The organism is Alteromonas sp. ISO5 (assembly GCF_058105165.1).
In genome coordinates, this window is sequence record NZ_CM176572.1 from 2,864,319 (window position 1) to 2,881,726 (window position 17,408).

The 17,408-nt window shown below is 48.5% G+C and carries 12 protein-coding genes; 9 read left to right on the top strand and 3 right to left on the bottom strand.

Going from position 1 to position 17,408, the window contains the following annotated elements; all coding sequences use genetic code 11:
* Window positions 1-12: 12 nt before the first annotated feature.
* From AC2T0J_RS12860 to AC2T0J_RS12870, 3 genes are all read left to right on the top strand, one after another.
* Window positions 13-1,188 (top strand): phosphoglycerate kinase, encoded by a 1,176-nt coding sequence (locus AC2T0J_RS12860; protein ID WP_489806212.1) that lies wholly within the window; start codon window positions 13-15, stop codon window positions 1,186-1,188.
* A gap of 200 nt (window positions 1,189-1,388) precedes the next feature.
* Window positions 1,389-2,285: a fructose bisphosphate aldolase gene (locus AC2T0J_RS12865; protein WP_489806213.1), complete on the top strand. Its 897-nt coding sequence runs from the start codon at window positions 1,389-1,391 to the stop codon at window positions 2,283-2,285.
* Between the two features lie 701 nt (window positions 2,286-2,986).
* Window positions 2,987-4,138, top strand: coding sequence for a GGDEF domain-containing protein (locus tag AC2T0J_RS12870; protein WP_489806214.1), 1,152 nt, complete (start codon window positions 2,987-2,989; stop codon window positions 4,136-4,138).
* Between the two features lie 11 nt (window positions 4,139-4,149).
* Here the strand turns inward: AC2T0J_RS12870 and ppx are convergent, their stop codons facing one another.
* From ppx to AC2T0J_RS12885, 3 genes are all read right to left on the bottom strand, one after another.
* On the bottom strand, window positions 4,150-5,685 hold the full coding sequence (gene ppx, locus AC2T0J_RS12875) for an exopolyphosphatase (protein ID WP_489806215.1): 1,536 nt from the start codon (window positions 5,683-5,685) through the stop codon (window positions 4,150-4,152).
* A complete protein-coding gene (gene ppk1, locus AC2T0J_RS12880) occupies window positions 5,686-7,755 on the bottom strand; it encodes a polyphosphate kinase 1 (protein ID WP_489806216.1) in 2,070 nt (689 codons plus the stop codon).
* 111 nt (window positions 7,756-7,866) lie between these two features.
* Window positions 7,867-8,373 carry a glycine cleavage system transcriptional repressor gene (locus AC2T0J_RS12885; protein ID WP_489806217.1) on the bottom strand — a complete coding sequence of 169 codons (507 nt, stop codon included), beginning with the start codon at window positions 8,371-8,373 and terminating at the stop codon, window positions 7,867-7,869.
* A gap of 116 nt (window positions 8,374-8,489) precedes the next feature.
* Between AC2T0J_RS12885 and AC2T0J_RS12890 the strand changes: the two genes are divergently transcribed.
* The 6 genes from AC2T0J_RS12890 (at window position 8,490) to AC2T0J_RS12915 (ending at window position 16,896) form a co-directional block, all read left to right on the top strand.
* Window positions 8,490-10,640 carry an ABC transporter permease subunit gene (locus AC2T0J_RS12890; protein WP_489806218.1) on the top strand — a complete coding sequence of 717 codons (2,151 nt, stop codon included), beginning with the start codon at window positions 8,490-8,492 and terminating at the stop codon, window positions 10,638-10,640.
* Entirely contained in the window at window positions 10,633-12,225 is a 1,593-nt protein-coding gene (pstA, locus tag AC2T0J_RS12895) for a phosphate ABC transporter permease PstA (RefSeq protein WP_489806219.1), read from the top strand. Before AC2T0J_RS12890 ends, pstA begins: the two co-directional genes overlap by 8 nt.
* Window positions 12,226-12,228: 3 nt before the next feature.
* Window positions 12,229-13,035, top strand: coding sequence for a phosphate ABC transporter ATP-binding protein PstB (pstB, locus tag AC2T0J_RS12900; protein ID WP_489806220.1), 807 nt, complete (start codon window positions 12,229-12,231; stop codon window positions 13,033-13,035).
* 23 nt (window positions 13,036-13,058) lie between these two features.
* Window positions 13,059-13,775: a phosphate signaling complex protein PhoU gene (phoU, locus tag AC2T0J_RS12905; RefSeq protein WP_489806221.1), complete on the top strand. Its 717-nt coding sequence runs from the start codon at window positions 13,059-13,061 to the stop codon at window positions 13,773-13,775.
* A 343-nt stretch (window positions 13,776-14,118) separates the two neighbouring features.
* On the top strand, window positions 14,119-15,387 hold the full coding sequence (locus AC2T0J_RS12910) for an inorganic phosphate transporter (protein ID WP_489806222.1): 1,269 nt from the start codon (window positions 14,119-14,121) through the stop codon (window positions 15,385-15,387).
* Between the two features lie 306 nt (window positions 15,388-15,693).
* Complete coding sequence (locus AC2T0J_RS12915; protein WP_489806223.1) at window positions 15,694-16,896, top strand: porin; 1,203 nt, start codon at window positions 15,694-15,696, stop codon at window positions 16,894-16,896.
* Window positions 16,897-17,408 lie beyond the last annotated feature (512 nt).

A 17,408-nucleotide genomic window follows, 5' to 3' on the forward strand; every position in this document is an offset into this window, starting at 1 on the left:
GAAGGAAACCTTATGTCAATCCCAAGCATGTCAGACATTGAGTTGTCAGGTAAGCGCGTACTGATCCGTCAGGATCTCAATGTACCGGTAAAAAGCGGTAAAGTGACATCAGACGCGAGAATTAAGGCGTCTTTACCGACTATCAAAGCGGCGCTGGAAGCAGGCGCTGCGGTAATGGTGATGTCTCACCTTGGGCGTCCGACTGAAGGCGAGCCCGCGGAAGAATTTTCACTGCAACCAGTGGTTAATTACCTTAACGACGTACTGGATGTAGAAGTTAAATTGGTAAAAGATTACCTGGATGGCGTAGACATTGAGGCGGGTCAATGCATGATCCTGGAAAATGTGCGATTTAACAAGGGTGAGAAAAAAGACGATGAGGCACTGTCGAAGCAGTATGCCGCATTATGTGACGTATTTGTAATGGATGCCTTTGGTACGGCTCACCGTGCCCAGGCTTCAACCCATGGCGTGGCAAAATTTGCCCCTCAGGCGGTGGCAGGGCCATTGCTGGCAGGTGAACTGGCAGCGCTGTCGAAAGCGCTGGATAACCCGGCTCGCCCAATGGTGGCCATTGTGGGTGGCTCGAAAGTGTCGACCAAATTAACCGTACTTAAATCTCTGGCAGATAAAGTGGACCAGTTGATTGTTGGTGGCGGTATTGCTAATACCTTTATTGCGGCCCAGGGTCACAATGTAGGTAAATCGCTGGTAGAAATGGACTTAGTTGATGAAGCCAAGCGCTTGATTGACCAGGCGCAGGCGAGTGATGGTGATATTCCGGTACCTACTGATGTGGTAACCGGTAAGGCCTTTGCGGAAGATACCCCGGCAGAACTCAAGCCGGTAAGTGATGTAGCTGACGACGATATGATTTTTGATATCGGTCCGGACAGTTCAGCCGCGCTTGAAGATATCCTTAAAAATGCCGGTACCATTGTATGGAACGGCCCTGTGGGTGTGTTTGAATTTGATCAGTTTGCAAGTGGAACAAAAGCGCTGTCAGAGGCAATTGCCGCCAGTGATGCATTTTCAATTGCCGGCGGTGGTGATACGCTAGCAGCAGTAGATAAATATGAAATTGCAGACAAAGTATCGTACATCTCAACCGGTGGCGGTGCGTTCCTGGAGTTTCTTGAGGGCAAAACTTTACCTGCAGTAGCGATATTAGAAGAAAAAAACCGCTAACAGAATAAGTATGTCCCGGCGCCGGAATAGCAGTATTCCGGCGATACCTGCATAAGGATACGCAGGCTGAATGATCGTTTTTTATAGCGCTGTAAGCACTGCTAAGGCTCTGATATAACGTGATTTCGCATGCCTAATAAATGATTTCTCTTAACCCTACAACCGTTTACAAAACGGATAAGAAATAAGGAGTGTTGCACATGGCATCACAGGCTCAGCAAGCTATGCTGGATAAAATCATCACCCAGAAGGGCTTTATTGCCGCCCTTGATCAGAGCGGTGGTAGTACCCCAAAAGCACTTAAACTCTATGGTATCGAAGAATCAGAGTACTCAAACGACGAGGAAATGTTCGACATGGTACATGCTATGCGTACCCGCATCGTAACCTGCAACGCCTTTTCAGGTGAGCGTGTGCTCGGCGCAATCCTGTTTGAAAACACTCTCGATCGCGAAATCGAAGGCTTAGCCTCTTCTCATTACCTGTGGCAGAAAAAACGCGTAGTACCGTTTTTAAAAGTCGATAAAGGGCTAGAAGCTGAAGCCAACGGTGTGCAACTGATGAAGCCCATGCCACAACTCGATGAGCTACTGGCTAAGGCGAACGCCAAGGATGTGTTTGGTACTAAAATGCGCTCGGTAGTAAAACTGGCTAATCATCAAGGCATTAAGGCGATCGTTGAACAACAGTTTGCCGTTGGCAAACAAATTCTGGCTGCCGGTCTTGTGCCAATTATTGAGCCTGAAGTGGACATCAACAGCCCGGAAAAAGCCGAAGCGGAAGCGTTGCTGAAGCTGGAAATTCTTACCCAGCTGAATCTACTGGGTGACGAAAAAGTCATGCTTAAGTTAACTATTCCAACCGAAGCGAACTTCTATAAAGAGCTGGTAGATCACCCTAAAGTGATTAAAGTGGTTGCTCTGTCAGGTGGTTACTCTCGCGATGACGCCAATGCCAAGTTAGCCGAGAACCACGGGATGATTGCCAGTTTCTCGCGCGCCCTGACAGAAGGTGTGTCTGCGCAGCAAAGTGACGAAGAGTTTGAAGCCACTCTGGATGCTGCAATCGAAGGTATTTATCAGGCATCTTTGACTTAAGGTTTAGTTAAACCAGGGACCATTGTGTCTGAGATTTAAAATATTACAAGGCTGCTTCGTTTGACGCAGCCTTTTTCGTTATAGCCCTGTCATCTTTGTCACCTGCCCTCGTCATCCAGGTTAAATAATCAGTCATCCGTTAATTTCCTCTCTCCCGTCATCCCGGAATTTTCGCAGAAAATATCAGGGATCTTCAGAACAGGCTGGCTCATTCAATGAAGCCGTTATCGTTAGAAAGGCTTCAAGGAGATACCGGCTCGCTGGCCGGAGTCGTCATCCATGACGCCTCTACGTTTTTACTGGATCTGCCCATTTACAGTATTTCGCGATAATAAGAACCAAAGGAAGAGCCAAACGCGCAGGCGCGATCATACGCCAGTCATTTCGTCACCCGCCATTTCCTCTCTCCCGTCATCCCGGAATTTTCGCAGAAAATATCAGGGATCTTCAGAACAGGCTGGCTCATTCAATGAAGCCGTTATCGTTAGAAAGGCTTTTAAGAAGATACCGGCTCGGGAGCCGGTATGACGACTCTATTTATGTACCTAATTCATTACAGCAATCGTAAGCACGCCATATCGATAACTCAATAAGGTATGGCTATCGAACAGATATTAGTCTATATTTTGTAACTAAATTTTTACATAGCCAACAATGATAATAACTGTGTGTTGTACATTTAAACAAGGATATTTAGCCTGATGCAGGACGTGCATATGTATATTCAGGTAGGCGTTATCGCTATCGTGGCAATGATAGGGATTAGTTTCACCTTCGCACTTCCAAAGCCGCGTCATCGTCTTAAGGCAAAATCTGCCAGCTATGCCCGCTGGTTTCTGGTGGCGTCCTGGCTGGTGGTTTTCTGTCAGGCAATTTCTCACATAGGCTACGTTCAGATTGGTTTGCCCGGCGTTTACACGTCAGCGGTAACCGGCGCTTATATGTTGTTGATGTCGGTGTTTAAACGTTATGGCATGGAAGTGTCCCAGCGCAAAAAGTTCGCGGCCGTAATACATATTGTTGGGATTTTTGTGGTTACGTCGGTGCTGGTGGCAACCCAGGCCTCAGCGTGGGTTGCGCACAGCCTGGCATTAAGTAGTGTGGCGTTCCCGGTATGGCAGGCGCTTCGTTGTGTGAAACAACACTTCAGTGCGGAGAACATTGGTGGCCATCTGTTGTTTGGCGTGCTGTCTCTGGTAATTACACTGATACTGCTTGGTGTACCGGCTTATCTGACTATTGCGCCGGCAGACAGTCATTATCACCTGGCCACTACGTCGGCATTTATGCTGGTGATCATGCTTATCTTTATGCTGGCTTTTGCGGTGAATATTCTTCAGTCGCTATTGCTTAAACTACGCTCTCAGGTGCATACCGACCCACTCACCGGTGCAAAAAACCGTCACTTCTTTTATGAAATAGCTCCGAAACTTGGGGCGCATGCACAGCGAAAACATGAAACGCTGTCATTGGTAGCGTGCGATATCGACTATTTTAAAGCCATCAATGATGAGCATGGACATGTGGTTGGCGATATCGCTTTAAAACGTTTTTGTGAAATTATTCAGTCCCAACTGCGGCAGGAAGACACGCTGATTAGAATGGGCGGCGAAGAGTTTTTAATTTTATCGCCGCAGTACGACGGTGATAAAGCCCGTCAGATGGCCGAACGTTTGCGTAAAACTATTTTTGAGAGCACCATCTCAGCACGGGGTGTCAATCTTTCACTCACCGCCTCTTTTGGGGTCATTCAGATGCCGCCGGATGCCGACCTTTTCGCTACGGTAAAAAGTGCTGATCAGGCGCTGTTCGACGCGAAAGCGAATGGCCGTAATAAAGTAATAATGGTGTAATTGCTGACGGATTAGCTTACCGCCAGCACAATATCCACGGTGTTGAGATAACTAATTTCCCGTTCTAAATCCGCGGCCATTATCGGCTTGGAATCTAACCAGCCATCCGGAAAGGCCAGGGTTAGGCCGTCTTTTTTAGCGCTGACCTCAAATTCAGGCAAAAAGCCTTCCTGGCGTTTAATGTTGAGGAGCACAGCCAGGCGCAGCAGCGCAATGAGTTTATAAATATCCTCTTTGCTGTACTGGGTAAAACCGGAAATATCCTGCACGCGTATTTTCTTGCGGTGAAAACGCACCAGGGTGGCCAGTAACTCTTGTTGAGATTGAGTAAAACCCGGCATATCCACATTTTGCAGAATATATGCAGAATGACGCTGTACCCGGCGGGTATTTATCTGCAGTCCCACTTCGTGCAACAGGGCTGCCCAGCTTACAATGGCGCGGTAATCGGCATGTCTGAGTTTCCAGGTTTTCTGACATACATCATAAAGGGTTTTAGTGGTGTTCAGCACCATATTGGCTTGTTCGGTATCTACGTCATAGCGGGCGGCCAGACTGCGTGCCGTGCGGCTGCGAATATCGGTATGATGCAGCTCATCTTCCATCTGATACAGCACCCCCTCGCGCAGGGCCGCCGGCGAGTAGTGTAGTGACTTAATCTTTAAGGCTTTAAAAACGCCTATTAACACCGATAAACCTGCAGGGATAACGGCACGGCGGTCTTCACTGATAGCCGGATCGTCAAGGTTATTAATATGCCCGGCTTCAATAAACTGCTTTTGAATTTGCTTCAACCCTTTAAGGGTGACTTCGGCATCATCGGTAGGTTCACGCTGCCCTTCATGGACCACCAGGTTGCACAGGGTTTTAATGGTGCCGGAGGTGCCTATACAACGTTGCCAGCCAAGCCGGCGATAACGTTCTTCAATTGGCTCCATTTCCTGTTCGGCTGCGGTAATGGCTCGCTCAAAAGCTTTCGCCGACAAATTGCCGGTTTTAAAAAAGCGCTGAGTAAAGCTTACGCAGCCCATTTGCAGGCTGCGACACAGTTTGGGTGTTAAGCCTTCGCCAATAATAAATTCGGTTGAGCCACCGCCAATATCCACTACCAGGCGTTTGCCGTTATCATGACTCGTATGTGCTACACCGGAATAAATTAAGCGCGCTTCCTCCGGCCCGGAAATTACTTCAATGGGGTAGGGCATAATCTCCAGAGCACGCTGAATAAACACCTGGGCATTAACCGCTTTTCTAAGTGTGTAAGTAGCCACTATTCTTATAGAGTCTGGTTCAAAGCCTTTCAGGCTCTCTGCAATGACTTTCAGTGTCGCTAACCCGCGCTCCATGGCCTCTTCAGACAGCACATTGTTGCCATCGAGTCCTTCGGCTAAGCGCACCTTTTGTTTTACCCGATGCAGAATTTGCACCGAGCCGGCCACAATGCGGGCTACTACCAGGTGAAAGCTGTTAGAACCGATATCCAGGGCGGCAACCTTACTGGCTTCGCGACTGTCTACGCTGTCGAAAGAGGCGGGAGTCGGTGTCATTTATTTTTGCTCAAGTTGTTTTAAATAGGCGTAGATTTCTTCCTGCGAACGCAATTTCTTGCGGTTGCCCCTTTTAACATATTGGTTCAACTGGTCTTTGTCGATCTGACGGGCTTTCAGCGTGTCTTTAAACTGAATTTCCATGATATCAACAATGCGTTGTTGCAGGGTTTCATCGTAGATGGGCGCGCCCACTTCAATGCGGTTGTCCATGTTACGGGTCATCCAGTCGGCTGATGAAATATACACTTTGCGGTTACCGCCGCCGTTGAAGATCATGACCCGAGGATGCTCGAGGAAACGATCGACAATGGAGATCAGCTCAATGTTTTCACTGAGCCCTTTAATACCCGGACGTAAACCACACATGCCACGCACAATGCCGCGGATTTTAATGCCAGCCTGACTGGCGCGGTATAAGTCGTCAATCAGCTCTTTATCTACCAGATTATTTATCTTAAACAGAATTTGAGCATCGTGACCTTCTTTTAAGAACTGAATTTCCTGCCGGATTAACGACTGGATCTTGGTACGCGCATTGAGCGGCGATATTTGTAAATGCTGGAACTTAAACCGGCGGTACGGGTAGGAGATCAGTTCAAACACCGAATTGGCTTCTTCTGCCATTTCCTGATTCTTGGTAAACAAGCTGTAGTCGGTATAAATTTTCGCGGTTTTTTCGTTAAAATTACCGGTACCAAAATGGGCATAGTGCATTAACTTACCGCGCTCCTCGCGCGACACAATGCACAGTTTGGAGTGGATTTTAAGTGATGGGATCCCCAGTACCACACGAATACCGGCGTCGGTCATGCGCTTAGACCATTCAATGTTGGCTTCTTCGTCGAATCGCGCGCGCAACTCCACCACCACGGTGACTTTTTTACCGTTGTCCACGGCATCAATTAACGAGCTGACTATTCGTGAGTGGCTGGCAACCCGGTAAATGTTAAGCCGAATCGATTTTACACTTGGATCGAATGCCGCCTGGCGCACAAACTCGGTAAAATGCAGAAAACGGTGATAAGGGTAGTACAACAGAATGTCGTGGGCCGTAATGGCATCAAATACGGTGTTGTAGCCGGAAAAGTCTTTGGTATCGATAGCGGGCAGTTTACTGTTTTCCAGATACTCCCGGCCTACGTTAGGAAAGCCGATGAAATCTTTAAAGTTGCGATAATGCCCGGCCGAATGCAGGGTATCAAGCTTGGTAACCTTCAGGCGCTTTTGCAGATCTTCCACCATGTCTGCAGGCATATCCTGATCGTGAATCACCCGAACCGGCTCGGCAATCAGGCGCTGCTTCATACTTTCCGACATTTTCTCTACATAACTTTCGTCGATTTCGTCGTTAATGGAATACTCCGAGTCGCGAGTCATCTTAAATGAGTAGGACTCCAGGGAGTCAAATTTCACAAAGCCACGGAAGATGTCTTCCATACACAGCTGGATCATGTCGTCGAGCATGATGATGTGTTTGTTTTTGCGGCTCTTCTGCGGCGGGATCAGATGAAAACGTGAAATTTCCCCGGTTGGTACCTGCACAGCGGCAAAGCGCGGATTTTTGCCTTCGCGACGTAATGCCACATACAAATACACCGCTGTGCCGTTTAAGCGGCTTAGCAAGTCGGTTTTCTTGTCGATCAGAATGGGCGCAATATGGCGCAGCACCTTGTTAATAAAATAGTTACGAACCCAGTCGCGCTGATATTCATCCAACTGACTTTTGGGCAGAATATAAATATTGTAGCGGGCGAGGGTTTTCACCACCTCTTTGTGAATAGTGTCGAACTTTTTCGACAATTCCACTACCTTACGCTGGATCTGAATCAATAACCGGCGCTGGTGCTCCGCTTCTTCCTCGTTACCGGCATTATGGGCAATCAGAATTTGGCGCTTTACGTCTGCTACCCGGACCCGGAAAAACTCATCCAGGTTATTCGAGTAAATCCCCAAAAAGCGAATCCGCTCAACCGCCGGATTGTTTTTATCAGCAGCTTCCTGCAAAACGCGTTCGTTAAACGCCAGCCAGCTTAATTCTTTGGGGTAATATAAATCAGTGGATTCCATATTGATAAATCACTATTTCTGCAATCAAAAAAATAGGCTATAGCCTGCCAGCAAAGTGTGACAGACAGTTGACGACACGGCGAATAATCGCCGCTGATGGCCACAGGCAAATTACACAGTGGTAGTAATATCAACAACCAGATCGTTGGCTACCGCTTCCAGCGCGTCCTTCACGTCGTCGCGGTCGACATCAGCTGGAATAGCTACCCGTACGCGAGCTTTAAACATTTCGCTACCCCAGTTAGGCGCACTCTCACAGGTAGAGTTAAAGTGAATAATATTGAGCTCGAAGCGGTTAAGCACATTGGTGAGTTCCTGCACGATTCCTGGGCGATCATTACCCATTACTTCAATGGTGAGTTCGTCCGTATCGGTGGAAGTGGAGTCACTTACCGACTGCGACTGCACCTGCAAGCCGTCGAGGGTGTTAAGAGCGTTAATCAGATCCTGGTGTTTATCTGCCGGCACCAGGGCTTCCACGAAGCCGGCAAACTGTCCGGCCATATGGGCAAAACTGCTGCCCTGCCAGTTGCCGCCGTACTCATATACTTTTTTGGCCACAGCATCAACCAGGCCCGGTTTATCGTTACCGATGATAGTGAAGATGACAGGCTTCATCCCCTTACTCCTTTATTATATCGTGAGTTGGCACGGGTATATTTCACTTGACCTTAAAATATCACAACTTACACTGCTGGGCAGTGCAAATTCACGTAAATCGTTGTTCTATACTCATGAATGTAGCAGACCAGCAGGCAACCTACCTGAAAAAGCGTCATCGCCGCGATCGGATCGCCCGCTCGGTGATTACGGTGTTTGGTTATATTGTGCTGCTTACCATGGTCATGATCATCTGGCATCTGTTTTCCCAGGCTATGGGCATTGCCGGCTCGCCCGACCTGACACCCAAAAAGCAGATAACAGCGTTACCTGAAGGGCGCTTTTTATATGTCGGCGACGTCGCCAACGGGCAGGCCGCCGTTATTGAGGAGCCGGGTTGCAAACTAACGCTGGCTCGACTCGAAAATAATCAGATGACACCAAGCCAGTCGTTACGACGTCCCTGTTCGCATAGCATGGCAGTCACGCTCTCTTATGGCCTGCCTTACGTTACCGATATCTCGGCGACCGGTCAGGTGCGTCTGCTACCGGTGCCAACGGTTAGTCAGCCGCTGCGGCAAACCGGGTTTATCGACACACCTTTAGCCAATGAATTGTCTTTTGCTTTGCCTGAGGAAATATGGGAACAGCAACAAAGCTGGGACTTACAAGTGGGCGAGCTCTGGGTCGCCATGCGTGTGACTACCACCGACACCACCCTGGTACAATGGGTAAATCGCGTCAATCCGGCAGTTACCCGCCGTTTTTATTACGCCCCGACACAGCCAATACTGTTGCTGCCGGATACCCGCCAGGTCATGCTTTTTAATAAAAACACCCTGACGTTTATCGATAACGAAAATCAGCGGTTACACCAGCTAAGCGTTGCCGGAAATGTGCGCTGGGCCGGTACCATAGTGAAAAACCGTTCGATATTTGTTGCCCAGGATAATCAACAGCTCCTGCGGTTAAGCCTGTATAACCAGGCCGGGATTTTACGCTACCAGCCTGCCTTTACACTCCCCCTTAACCCAACAGAAATACCGGTAGCGATGTATTCCCATGCCAGCGTGAATGGCCTTGCGATGATTACCAGTGAGCGTCGATTGCTACTGGTAAACCGTATTAGTGGCGAGGTCGTTGAACAGGCCACTTTGCCTTGGCAGCCACTGGGCGTAAGCTGGTTCGATTCACGGGTATATGTGTATACTGATTCGGCGTACCTTCAGCATGACGTGCACAACATGGCGGGCTTAAGCACTGCCAACAGCTTATTGATGCCGCATTTATATGAAGGCTATCCCAGTGCCGACCAAATCTGGCAAACCAGCAGTGCCTCGGATTATCAGGAAACCAAAATGAGCCTGGTACCTTTATTAGTCGGCAGTTTAAAAGCATCGTCGCTGGCGTTATTAATTGCTATCCCTTTGGCGCTTGGGGCCGCGGTGTACACGGCGTATTTTGCCCGGGCCCGGGTTCGCGACAGCATAAAACCGGTGATTGAGATGCTTGAGGCAGTCCCCTCAGTACTCATTGGGTTTATTGCCGCTATATGGCTGGCACCACTGGCTGAACGTTTTTTATTTTCCTTTGCGGTGTTTATTATCATGCTGCCGGTGATCCTGTTGCTGATAGCGCTGGTTCAGCACCGGCTGGCGCAACTGGTTAGCAGCCGATTACAATATACGGCAGAGATGCTCTTTCCGGTATTGGGGGTACTGCTGTTTGGCTACATTTGTATTGTTTTAGCACCAGATTGGTTACTTAGCGCAACCAGCGCAGAAGACTTCACGTTTTTGGCTCATACCACCGATGTACCGGTAGGCAAAACCACTATTCTGGTGGCCATTGCTCTGGGACTGGCCATTTCTCCCAGCATATATTCACTGGCAGAAGACGCCATTACCGGAGTGCCTCACGGTTTACGGCAAGCCTCTTATGCACTGGGCGCTACGCGGCTGCAGACATTGCGTAGGGTGGTTCTTAAAGTTGCCCTGCCGGGTATTCTGGCGGCCATTATGCTTGGTTTTGGCCGCGCGTTTGGCGAGACAATGCTGGTGCTGATGGTGACCGGCAATACACCTATTGCCGACTGGGATCTCTTCGCCGGGCTTCGGGCTCTCACGGCCAACCTCGCGATCGAACTGCCCGAGGCAGAAGTAAACAGTATTCATTATCAGGTGCTGTTTTTAACGGCCTGTGTGCTGTTCACTTTCACTTTTGTGGTGAATACCCTGGCTGAGCTGCTGCGCCAGCATGCCCGTAAGGTAAGTGGCAATGGGTAGTAGGTGGTCGTTACGGCAATTTTTGAGTAATCGCCAGCAACAGTCGTTTGTGATCAGCCTTGGAGCATTTTGTGCCAGCCTGTTAGTGGTGGTTCTGGCCGGTGTACTGTTACTGATAACTCTGCGTGGGTTGGATTATTTCTGGCCCCGGCCAATACAGAGCATTACGTTTACCACGCCTGATGGCACGCAACAACAGGTGTTCGCGCAAATCAGCGAGCGCCAGATCAACACGTTTGACGATAATAATACGTCTGAGGCGGTGATGTTTCGTTATTCTGATCCCCGCTTTCCTTACGGACGTCAGATGCTGGCAGAGACGGAGGATATCACCAGTATCAGCCTGGCCACTGAGGCTGCCGATATATTGCTTAGCGATGGAACCCGGGTATTCAGCGAACCGGTGGCTATTCATTTACCCGGTGATACCATAGCAGCGTTAAAGGAGCTAGATGTCATCCAGGCCAGGGTGAGCAGCATCCGCGAACAGATTGAAACGGTCAGGTCGCAGCGATTAGCCAGTGTTCATCGCGAACTGTCGAGCCTGGATTTGCGTCAGGTGGCCGAGGATGCGCCTGCCAGGTTACGCTTGTACGAGGCCTTTTCCCGCTGGCAGGCCGAGGTACTCAAGCTGGAAGCTGAGCTGGCTGATTATCAGTTGGTCACCCGCTTTAAAAATGGTAGCGAGTTTTTGCTGCCCATGGATAGTATCGACCGCCTGAGTTATCCGGGACGTCTGGATACGCTGGGCAAACTTATGGTGATGGGGGCCGGTATCGCCGATTTTCTTACCGATGCGCCCAAACAGGCGAATACTGCCGGAGGCGTCTTTCCTGCCTTGTTTGGCACGGTGCTGATGATTTTCGTGATGACCATTCTGGTGACACCATTTGGTGTACTCGCCGCACTGTATTTAAACGAATACGCGCCTAATTCATCGTCTACTGCCGTGATTCGAATTTGTGTCAGCAATATGGCCGGTGTGCCCTCTATTGTGTACGGTGTGTTTGGGCTGGGATTTTTTGTCTATACCGTGGGCGGCAACATTGATGCGTTGTTTTTCTCTGACAGCTTACCCGCTCCCACCATGGGCACCCCGGGCGTATTCTGGGCGTCACTGACCATGGCTATTCTTACCCTGCCGGTGGTGATTGTGGCCGCGGAAGAAGGGCTCAGACAGGTACCCAAAACCCTGAGATCCGGCAGTTATGCGCTGGGGGCAACCAAACTGGAAACCATCTGGTATACCGTACTGCCTATGGCCAGCCCGGGTATAATGACCGGCGTGATTCTGGCCATTGCACGCGCCGCGGGTGAAGTGGCGCCGCTGATGCTGGTGGGAGCGGTAAAATTTGCGCCGAATCTGCCCTTCGACGGCGAGTTTCCATATTTTCACCTGGACCGCCAGTTTATGCATCTGGGTGTATTGATTTACGATGGGGCATTTCACAGCCAGACCGACGTACGCAGTGCGTCACTGATGTTTGCCAGTTGCCTGCTTTTGTTATTGGTGGTGTTTTTTCTTAATATTGTAGCGGTGGTGCTGCGGCGTCGTTTACGTAAGCGTTATTTAAGAGGCTTCTGAAGCATGTTAAAACTGTTCGACAGAGAACAACTCGATTTGGCTAACCTGTCGCCACTACAAACGGCGATAGAGGTGCGCGATCTGTGTTTGCGCTTTGGACAAAAAGAAGTCCTGCATAACATTACCATGCGGATCCCCAAAAATCGGATCACCGCGTTAATTGGCCAGTCCGGGTGTGGAAAATCTACCCTTATCAGCTGCTTTAATCGCATGAATGATTTAATCGATAGCAGTGTTACTTCTGGCGATATTATGATTGACGGCCGCAATATCAACGCTAAAAAAGAGAATCTGTCGGTATTACGTTCGCAGGTAGGCATGGTGTTTCAGCGACCCAATCCGTTTCCGATGACCATTTACGATAATGTGAGTTATGGATTGCGGTTGCAGGGCATAAAGCAACGCCGCATGCTCGACGATGCGGTGGAGCAGGCACTCAAAGAAGCGGTATTGTGGGATGAGGTGAAAGATCGTTTATTTGAATCGGCCACCACTTTGTCGGGCGGGCAGCAACAGCGTTTGGTGATTGCCCGGGCGCTGGCGCTGAAGCCTTCAATACTGTTGCTGGACGAGCCCACTTCCGCGCTTGATCCGCTGACAACTTTAACCATTGAAGAGCTGATGGCGGATTTAAAGAAGCGTTGTACCATAGTGATTGTTACGCACAATATGCAGCAGGCGTCACGGGTGTCAGATTACACCGCCTTTCTGCATCAGGGAGAATTGGTGGAATACAGCGATAGTGACACGCTGTTTACCATGCCGGTGAAGAAGCAAACCGAAGATTATATAACCGGCCGTTATGGCTAAGACAGACCAACGGGGATAATAACATGCGACAGTTTGCCTTAAATACCCATATTTCCGGCCGGTTTAATATTGAGCTGGAAAACCTGCGCAACTCGGTCATGGCTATGGGCGGTGAAGTAGAGCAGCAAATGGCTGACACTCTCAAAGCCATTGGCGCCAATAATCCCGGTTTGGCCGAAAACGTGATTCTCAACGATCTAAAAGTCAACTCGATGGAGATTCAGATAGACGAGGAATGTGTGCGCATTATTGCCAAGCGGCACCCTACGGCAAGCGATTTACGCCTGATTATGATTATTTCCAAGGCGATTACCGATATAGAGCGGATGGGAGATGAAATAGAGCGCATAGCCCGGCTGGTAACGAAAAATAAACTCCCTGCAGATGTATCGATTAAGAGCAGTATGTTGTCGATTGGCCAGCAGGCGCTGGTGATGATGCGTGGTACCTTTGATGCCTTTGCTCGCCTCGACGAGGAGGCGGCGCTGGATGTGTATGATCAGGACAACACTATCGACAGTGAATACAAAAAGCTACTCAGCTATACCGCCGGTGAGATGTCGCGTTCCGAAGAGTCTATGGAAGACTGGCTGGAAATACTGTGGGCGCTACGCTCGCTGGAAAGAATCGGCGATCGCTGCAAGAATATTTGTGAGTACGTAGTGAGTCTCACCCGTGGTACGGATGTCAGACACATGCCGCTGGAAAACATGCAGCAAAAGCTTGAGAATTTATCTTAACACCCGTGCTGGCTTGGATGAAGTATGGTGTGACCGATTTAAGACGGCCCCGATAGCAAAAAAAGACTAAACTGTCATAAAAATGAAATATATGACGAAATTATCAGCGAACAGAACGATTAAAAGCGCAAAATCCGTTAAACATTAAAAATGCGCTATTGCATCGCGTCGTATTAGGCTATCATGCGCCGCAACGACGAAAGTTAGTACGAAAATTGTTCTAATTTGGGTGCTAAACACACATCGTCTGCCAGTAATCCCATATCTGGCAGGCGCTATAAAACCAGCGGCACAAAGCAGTAATGTATGGCACGCTGATAAGTAGAACCAGGAGCATTTGACTGTGGAATTTCTTCAAAGTTATGGCATGATTTTGATAATCATGGCGGCCGTTGTAGGTTTTGTGATGGCATGGGGAATCGGTGCGAATGATGTTGCTAATGCGATGGGTACATCGGTTGGCTCGAAAGCGCTGACGATAAAGCAGGCGATCTTTATTGCTATGATCTTTGAATTTGCCGGCGCCTACCTGGCTGGCGGTGAGGTAACCTCTACAATTCGTAAAGGTATTATTGATTCGGGCTACTTCATTGATATTCCGGAGTATCTTGTACTGGGCATGATCTCGTCATTGTTTGCTGCCGGTATGTGGCTGGCTGTGGCTTCTTATTTAGGCTGGCCGGTCTCAACGACTCACTCGATTATTGGTGCGATTGTTGGCTTTACCGCAGTTGGCGTTAGCGTAGATGCTGTAGCCTGGGGCAAAGTGGGCGGTATTGTAGGTAGCTGGATTATTACACCTGCTATCTCTGGCGTGATTGCCTACCTGATTTATCAAAGCGCACATAAACTCATTTTTCAAACCGATAAACCGTTTCAGAACGCGCAGAAATATGTGCCCTTTTATATGGCGTTTGCCGGTTTTGTAATGGCGCTGGTTACCATCAAGAAAGGCCTTAAGCACGTCGGCCTGGAGATGAGTTCAAGCAATGGTTATCTGGTGGCTATTGCCGTTGCAGTGGTCATTGCCTTTATAGGTAAATGGCTGATTGGCCGTCAAAAGTATAGCCACTCACACGATGCCGAGCTGCAAAAAGCAAACGTAGAAAAAGTCTTTGCTCTGCTGATGATTGTGACTGCCTGTTGTATGGCCTTTGCACACGGCTCAAACGATGTCGCCAACGCCATTGGGCCATTAGCTGCGGTAGTAAGCGTAGTGTCATCAGGTGGTGAGATTGCCTCCAAAGCTGATCTGGCATGGTGGGTGTTGCCGTTAGGTGGTCTCGGTATTGTTGCGGGGTTAGCGCTGTTTGGCCATCGGGTAATTGCTACCATTGGTGAAGGAATTACGCATTTAACGCCAAGCCGCGGATTTGCCGCTGAAATGGCTGCTGCCTGTACTGTAGTAATTGCTTCTGGTACTGGTTTACCTATCTCCACTACGCAAACGCTGGTTGGTGCTGTACTGGGGGTGGGTCTTGCACGAGGAGTATCTGCGCTTAACCTGGGCATCGTGCGTAACATCATTATTTCATGGATTGTAACGCTGCCTGCAGGCGCGGTACTGTCGGTGCTTTGCTTCTTTGCTCTTAAAGCAGTATTTAGCGTTTAACACCTGATACCTAAACCGGCAATAATAGCGCAACGCATTATTGCCGGTTACTTCCTACCTTATTCTCTCTGTCTATTCGCAGCATTATGCTGCCTGACAATATCTCCCGATCCATATTTGCGATTTACACTTCCGTAAACTGTTGCGTGAGTACAATAAGCGATACTCTGCAGCGAAATTTCGATGGACGCATCTTGAAATATTAAACTTTAGTGAATTTTATATGAATTTTATTTGACACTGATAGTTTGGTGCGTACACTTGCCGACCCTAATGATGGCTAATTTATTAGGGTCTACATTCGAGATGATTAAAAACGTTCTGCACACCACGTGCAAAGGCATTTTGATTGGTGCAATAGGATGCGCCAGTGTTAACGCAGTGCAATTGGATGCAGACATTTCTTATCAGGATAAGGGGTTTACGTTCGAAACCTCTGATGACCGTTTTAAGATGCAAATTCAGGGACGTATTCAGCCACGGTTTGCTTCGCCTTCTGACAGCCAGCCAACCGCACTCGACGATTACTATACCTATACCGAAAACGGTAACGAAATGGGTATTAACCGTGCGCGATTAAAAATTAACGGCCACGCCTATCAGCCCTGGCTGAAATTCCAGATTGAGCATGATTTTGTCAACAGCACACTGCTGACCTACGTGATAAAACTGGAAAAGTTCGACTGGCTAAAATTTAAAACCGGCCAGTGGAAATTTGAATATTCCCGCGAGCGCAGTATCAGTAGCGGTGGCCAGCAAATGCTCGACCGTTCTATCATTAACCGCATATTCACTATCGACCGTCAACAGGGCGCGGCTATCTACGGGAATGTGGGAAGCAATAGCGTTGCGAATTTCAGCTATTGGTTAGGTATTGGTACCGGTAACGGCAGAAGCGCAAATTCCGATGATGGTGGCGATCCGCTTTACTACGGTCGTTTACAATGGAATATAACCGGCTCGGAGTTTGGTTTTAAGGCCAGCGATTTAAAATACAGCGAATCGCCAAAGGCCGCTGTGGCCGTGGCATACTCAACTAATGAGAGTGCGTTTACACGCTTTTCATCGTCTGGTGGTGGCCAGTTGGAAGGCTTTGCTCGTGGCACAAACAACCGCTATAAAATAAGTCAGTACAATGTGGACTTTGCACTGATGTACCGTGGCTTAAGTGCTCAGGGTGAATACCACGAAAAAACCATCACTATTAACGCGTCGGGCGATCCGGATGTAGATTATCGTGGATACTATATCCAGGCCGGTTACTTTGGTTACAAGGCGTTTCGCTGGTGGCCGAAGCCGCTGGAAGTAGCAGTGCGCTATGCAACTTACGAGCAGGTAGATAACGCTCTGGATGAAGAGCATTTCGAAAATGCCATTGCGGCCAACTGGTTTTTCAACGGCCATCGAAACAAACTTACTGCCGACGTGACCCGTTTCAGTATGGATCAGACTGATATTGGCTCAATCAACGAGACTCGCTTCCGTTTACAGTGGGATTTATCCTTCTAAACCCGCGCGCTCGGTTTATATGCTGTGGGGCAACCCCAGCAGCAATATAACACCAGATCGTTTACCGGGTTATCATAAATAGTACAGACATAAAAAAAATCCGGTGACGTAAATCACCGGATTTTCTTTGTTGCGTTACGCGTGGCCTGTACCACCTAAGCGGGATACCCTTACCGGGATCCGCTAAAGCTTAATCGTGTGCCAGAAGTTTAGACTTCTTCTCGATTTTGCAATCCAGAATACGTTGCGCATTTTTACGACCAACGTAAGCTGCTACTGCGTACGGGTGCTTGCGTTTAAAGAATTTTGTGAACGTTTTAAGCATTTTTAAGCCCCCCTAGATATTTTTTCACTCTTTAAATTTATATTATTACAGTTATGTGATCAAGCCCTTTGGGTGAGCTGTTTAATGGGAGGAATAGCTTCTTATCTTCCTGTTTTAAGTTAATATACTGATTTTATTAAAAATAAATATTTAAATAAAATTCAAAAATAGTCATTATTTTTTTTCG

Bases quoted from the DNA above. Each gene is read 5' to 3' on its own strand.
- pstA (WP_489806219.1), top strand. From the start codon at position 10,633: ATGGGTAGTAGGTGGTCGTTACGGCAATTTTTGAGTAATCGCCAGCAA.
- phoU (WP_489806221.1), top strand. From the start codon at position 13,059: ATGCGACAGTTTGCCTTAAATACCCATATTTCCGGCCGGTTTAATATT.
- AC2T0J_RS12890 (WP_489806218.1), top strand. From the start codon at position 8,490: ATGAATGTAGCAGACCAGCAGGCAACCTACCTGAAAAAGCGTCATCGC.
- pstB (WP_489806220.1), top strand. From the start codon at position 12,229: ATGTTAAAACTGTTCGACAGAGAACAACTCGATTTGGCTAACCTGTCG.
- AC2T0J_RS12915 (WP_489806223.1), top strand. From the start codon at position 15,694: ATGATTAAAAACGTTCTGCACACCACGTGCAAAGGCATTTTGATTGGT.
- AC2T0J_RS12870 (WP_489806214.1), top strand. From the start codon at position 2,987: ATGCAGGACGTGCATATGTATATTCAGGTAGGCGTTATCGCTATCGTG.
- AC2T0J_RS12865 (WP_489806213.1), top strand. From the start codon at position 1,389: ATGGCATCACAGGCTCAGCAAGCTATGCTGGATAAAATCATCACCCAG.
- ppk1 (WP_489806216.1), bottom strand. From the start codon at position 7,755: ATGGAATCCACTGATTTATATTACCCCAAAGAATTAAGCTGGCTGGCG.
- ppx (WP_489806215.1), bottom strand. From the start codon at position 5,685: ATGACACCGACTCCCGCCTCTTTCGACAGCGTAGACAGTCGCGAAGCC.
- AC2T0J_RS12885 (WP_489806217.1), bottom strand. From the start codon at position 8,373: ATGAAGCCTGTCATCTTCACTATCATCGGTAACGATAAACCGGGCCTG.
- AC2T0J_RS12860 (WP_489806212.1), top strand. From the start codon at position 13: ATGTCAATCCCAAGCATGTCAGACATTGAGTTGTCAGGTAAGCGCGTA.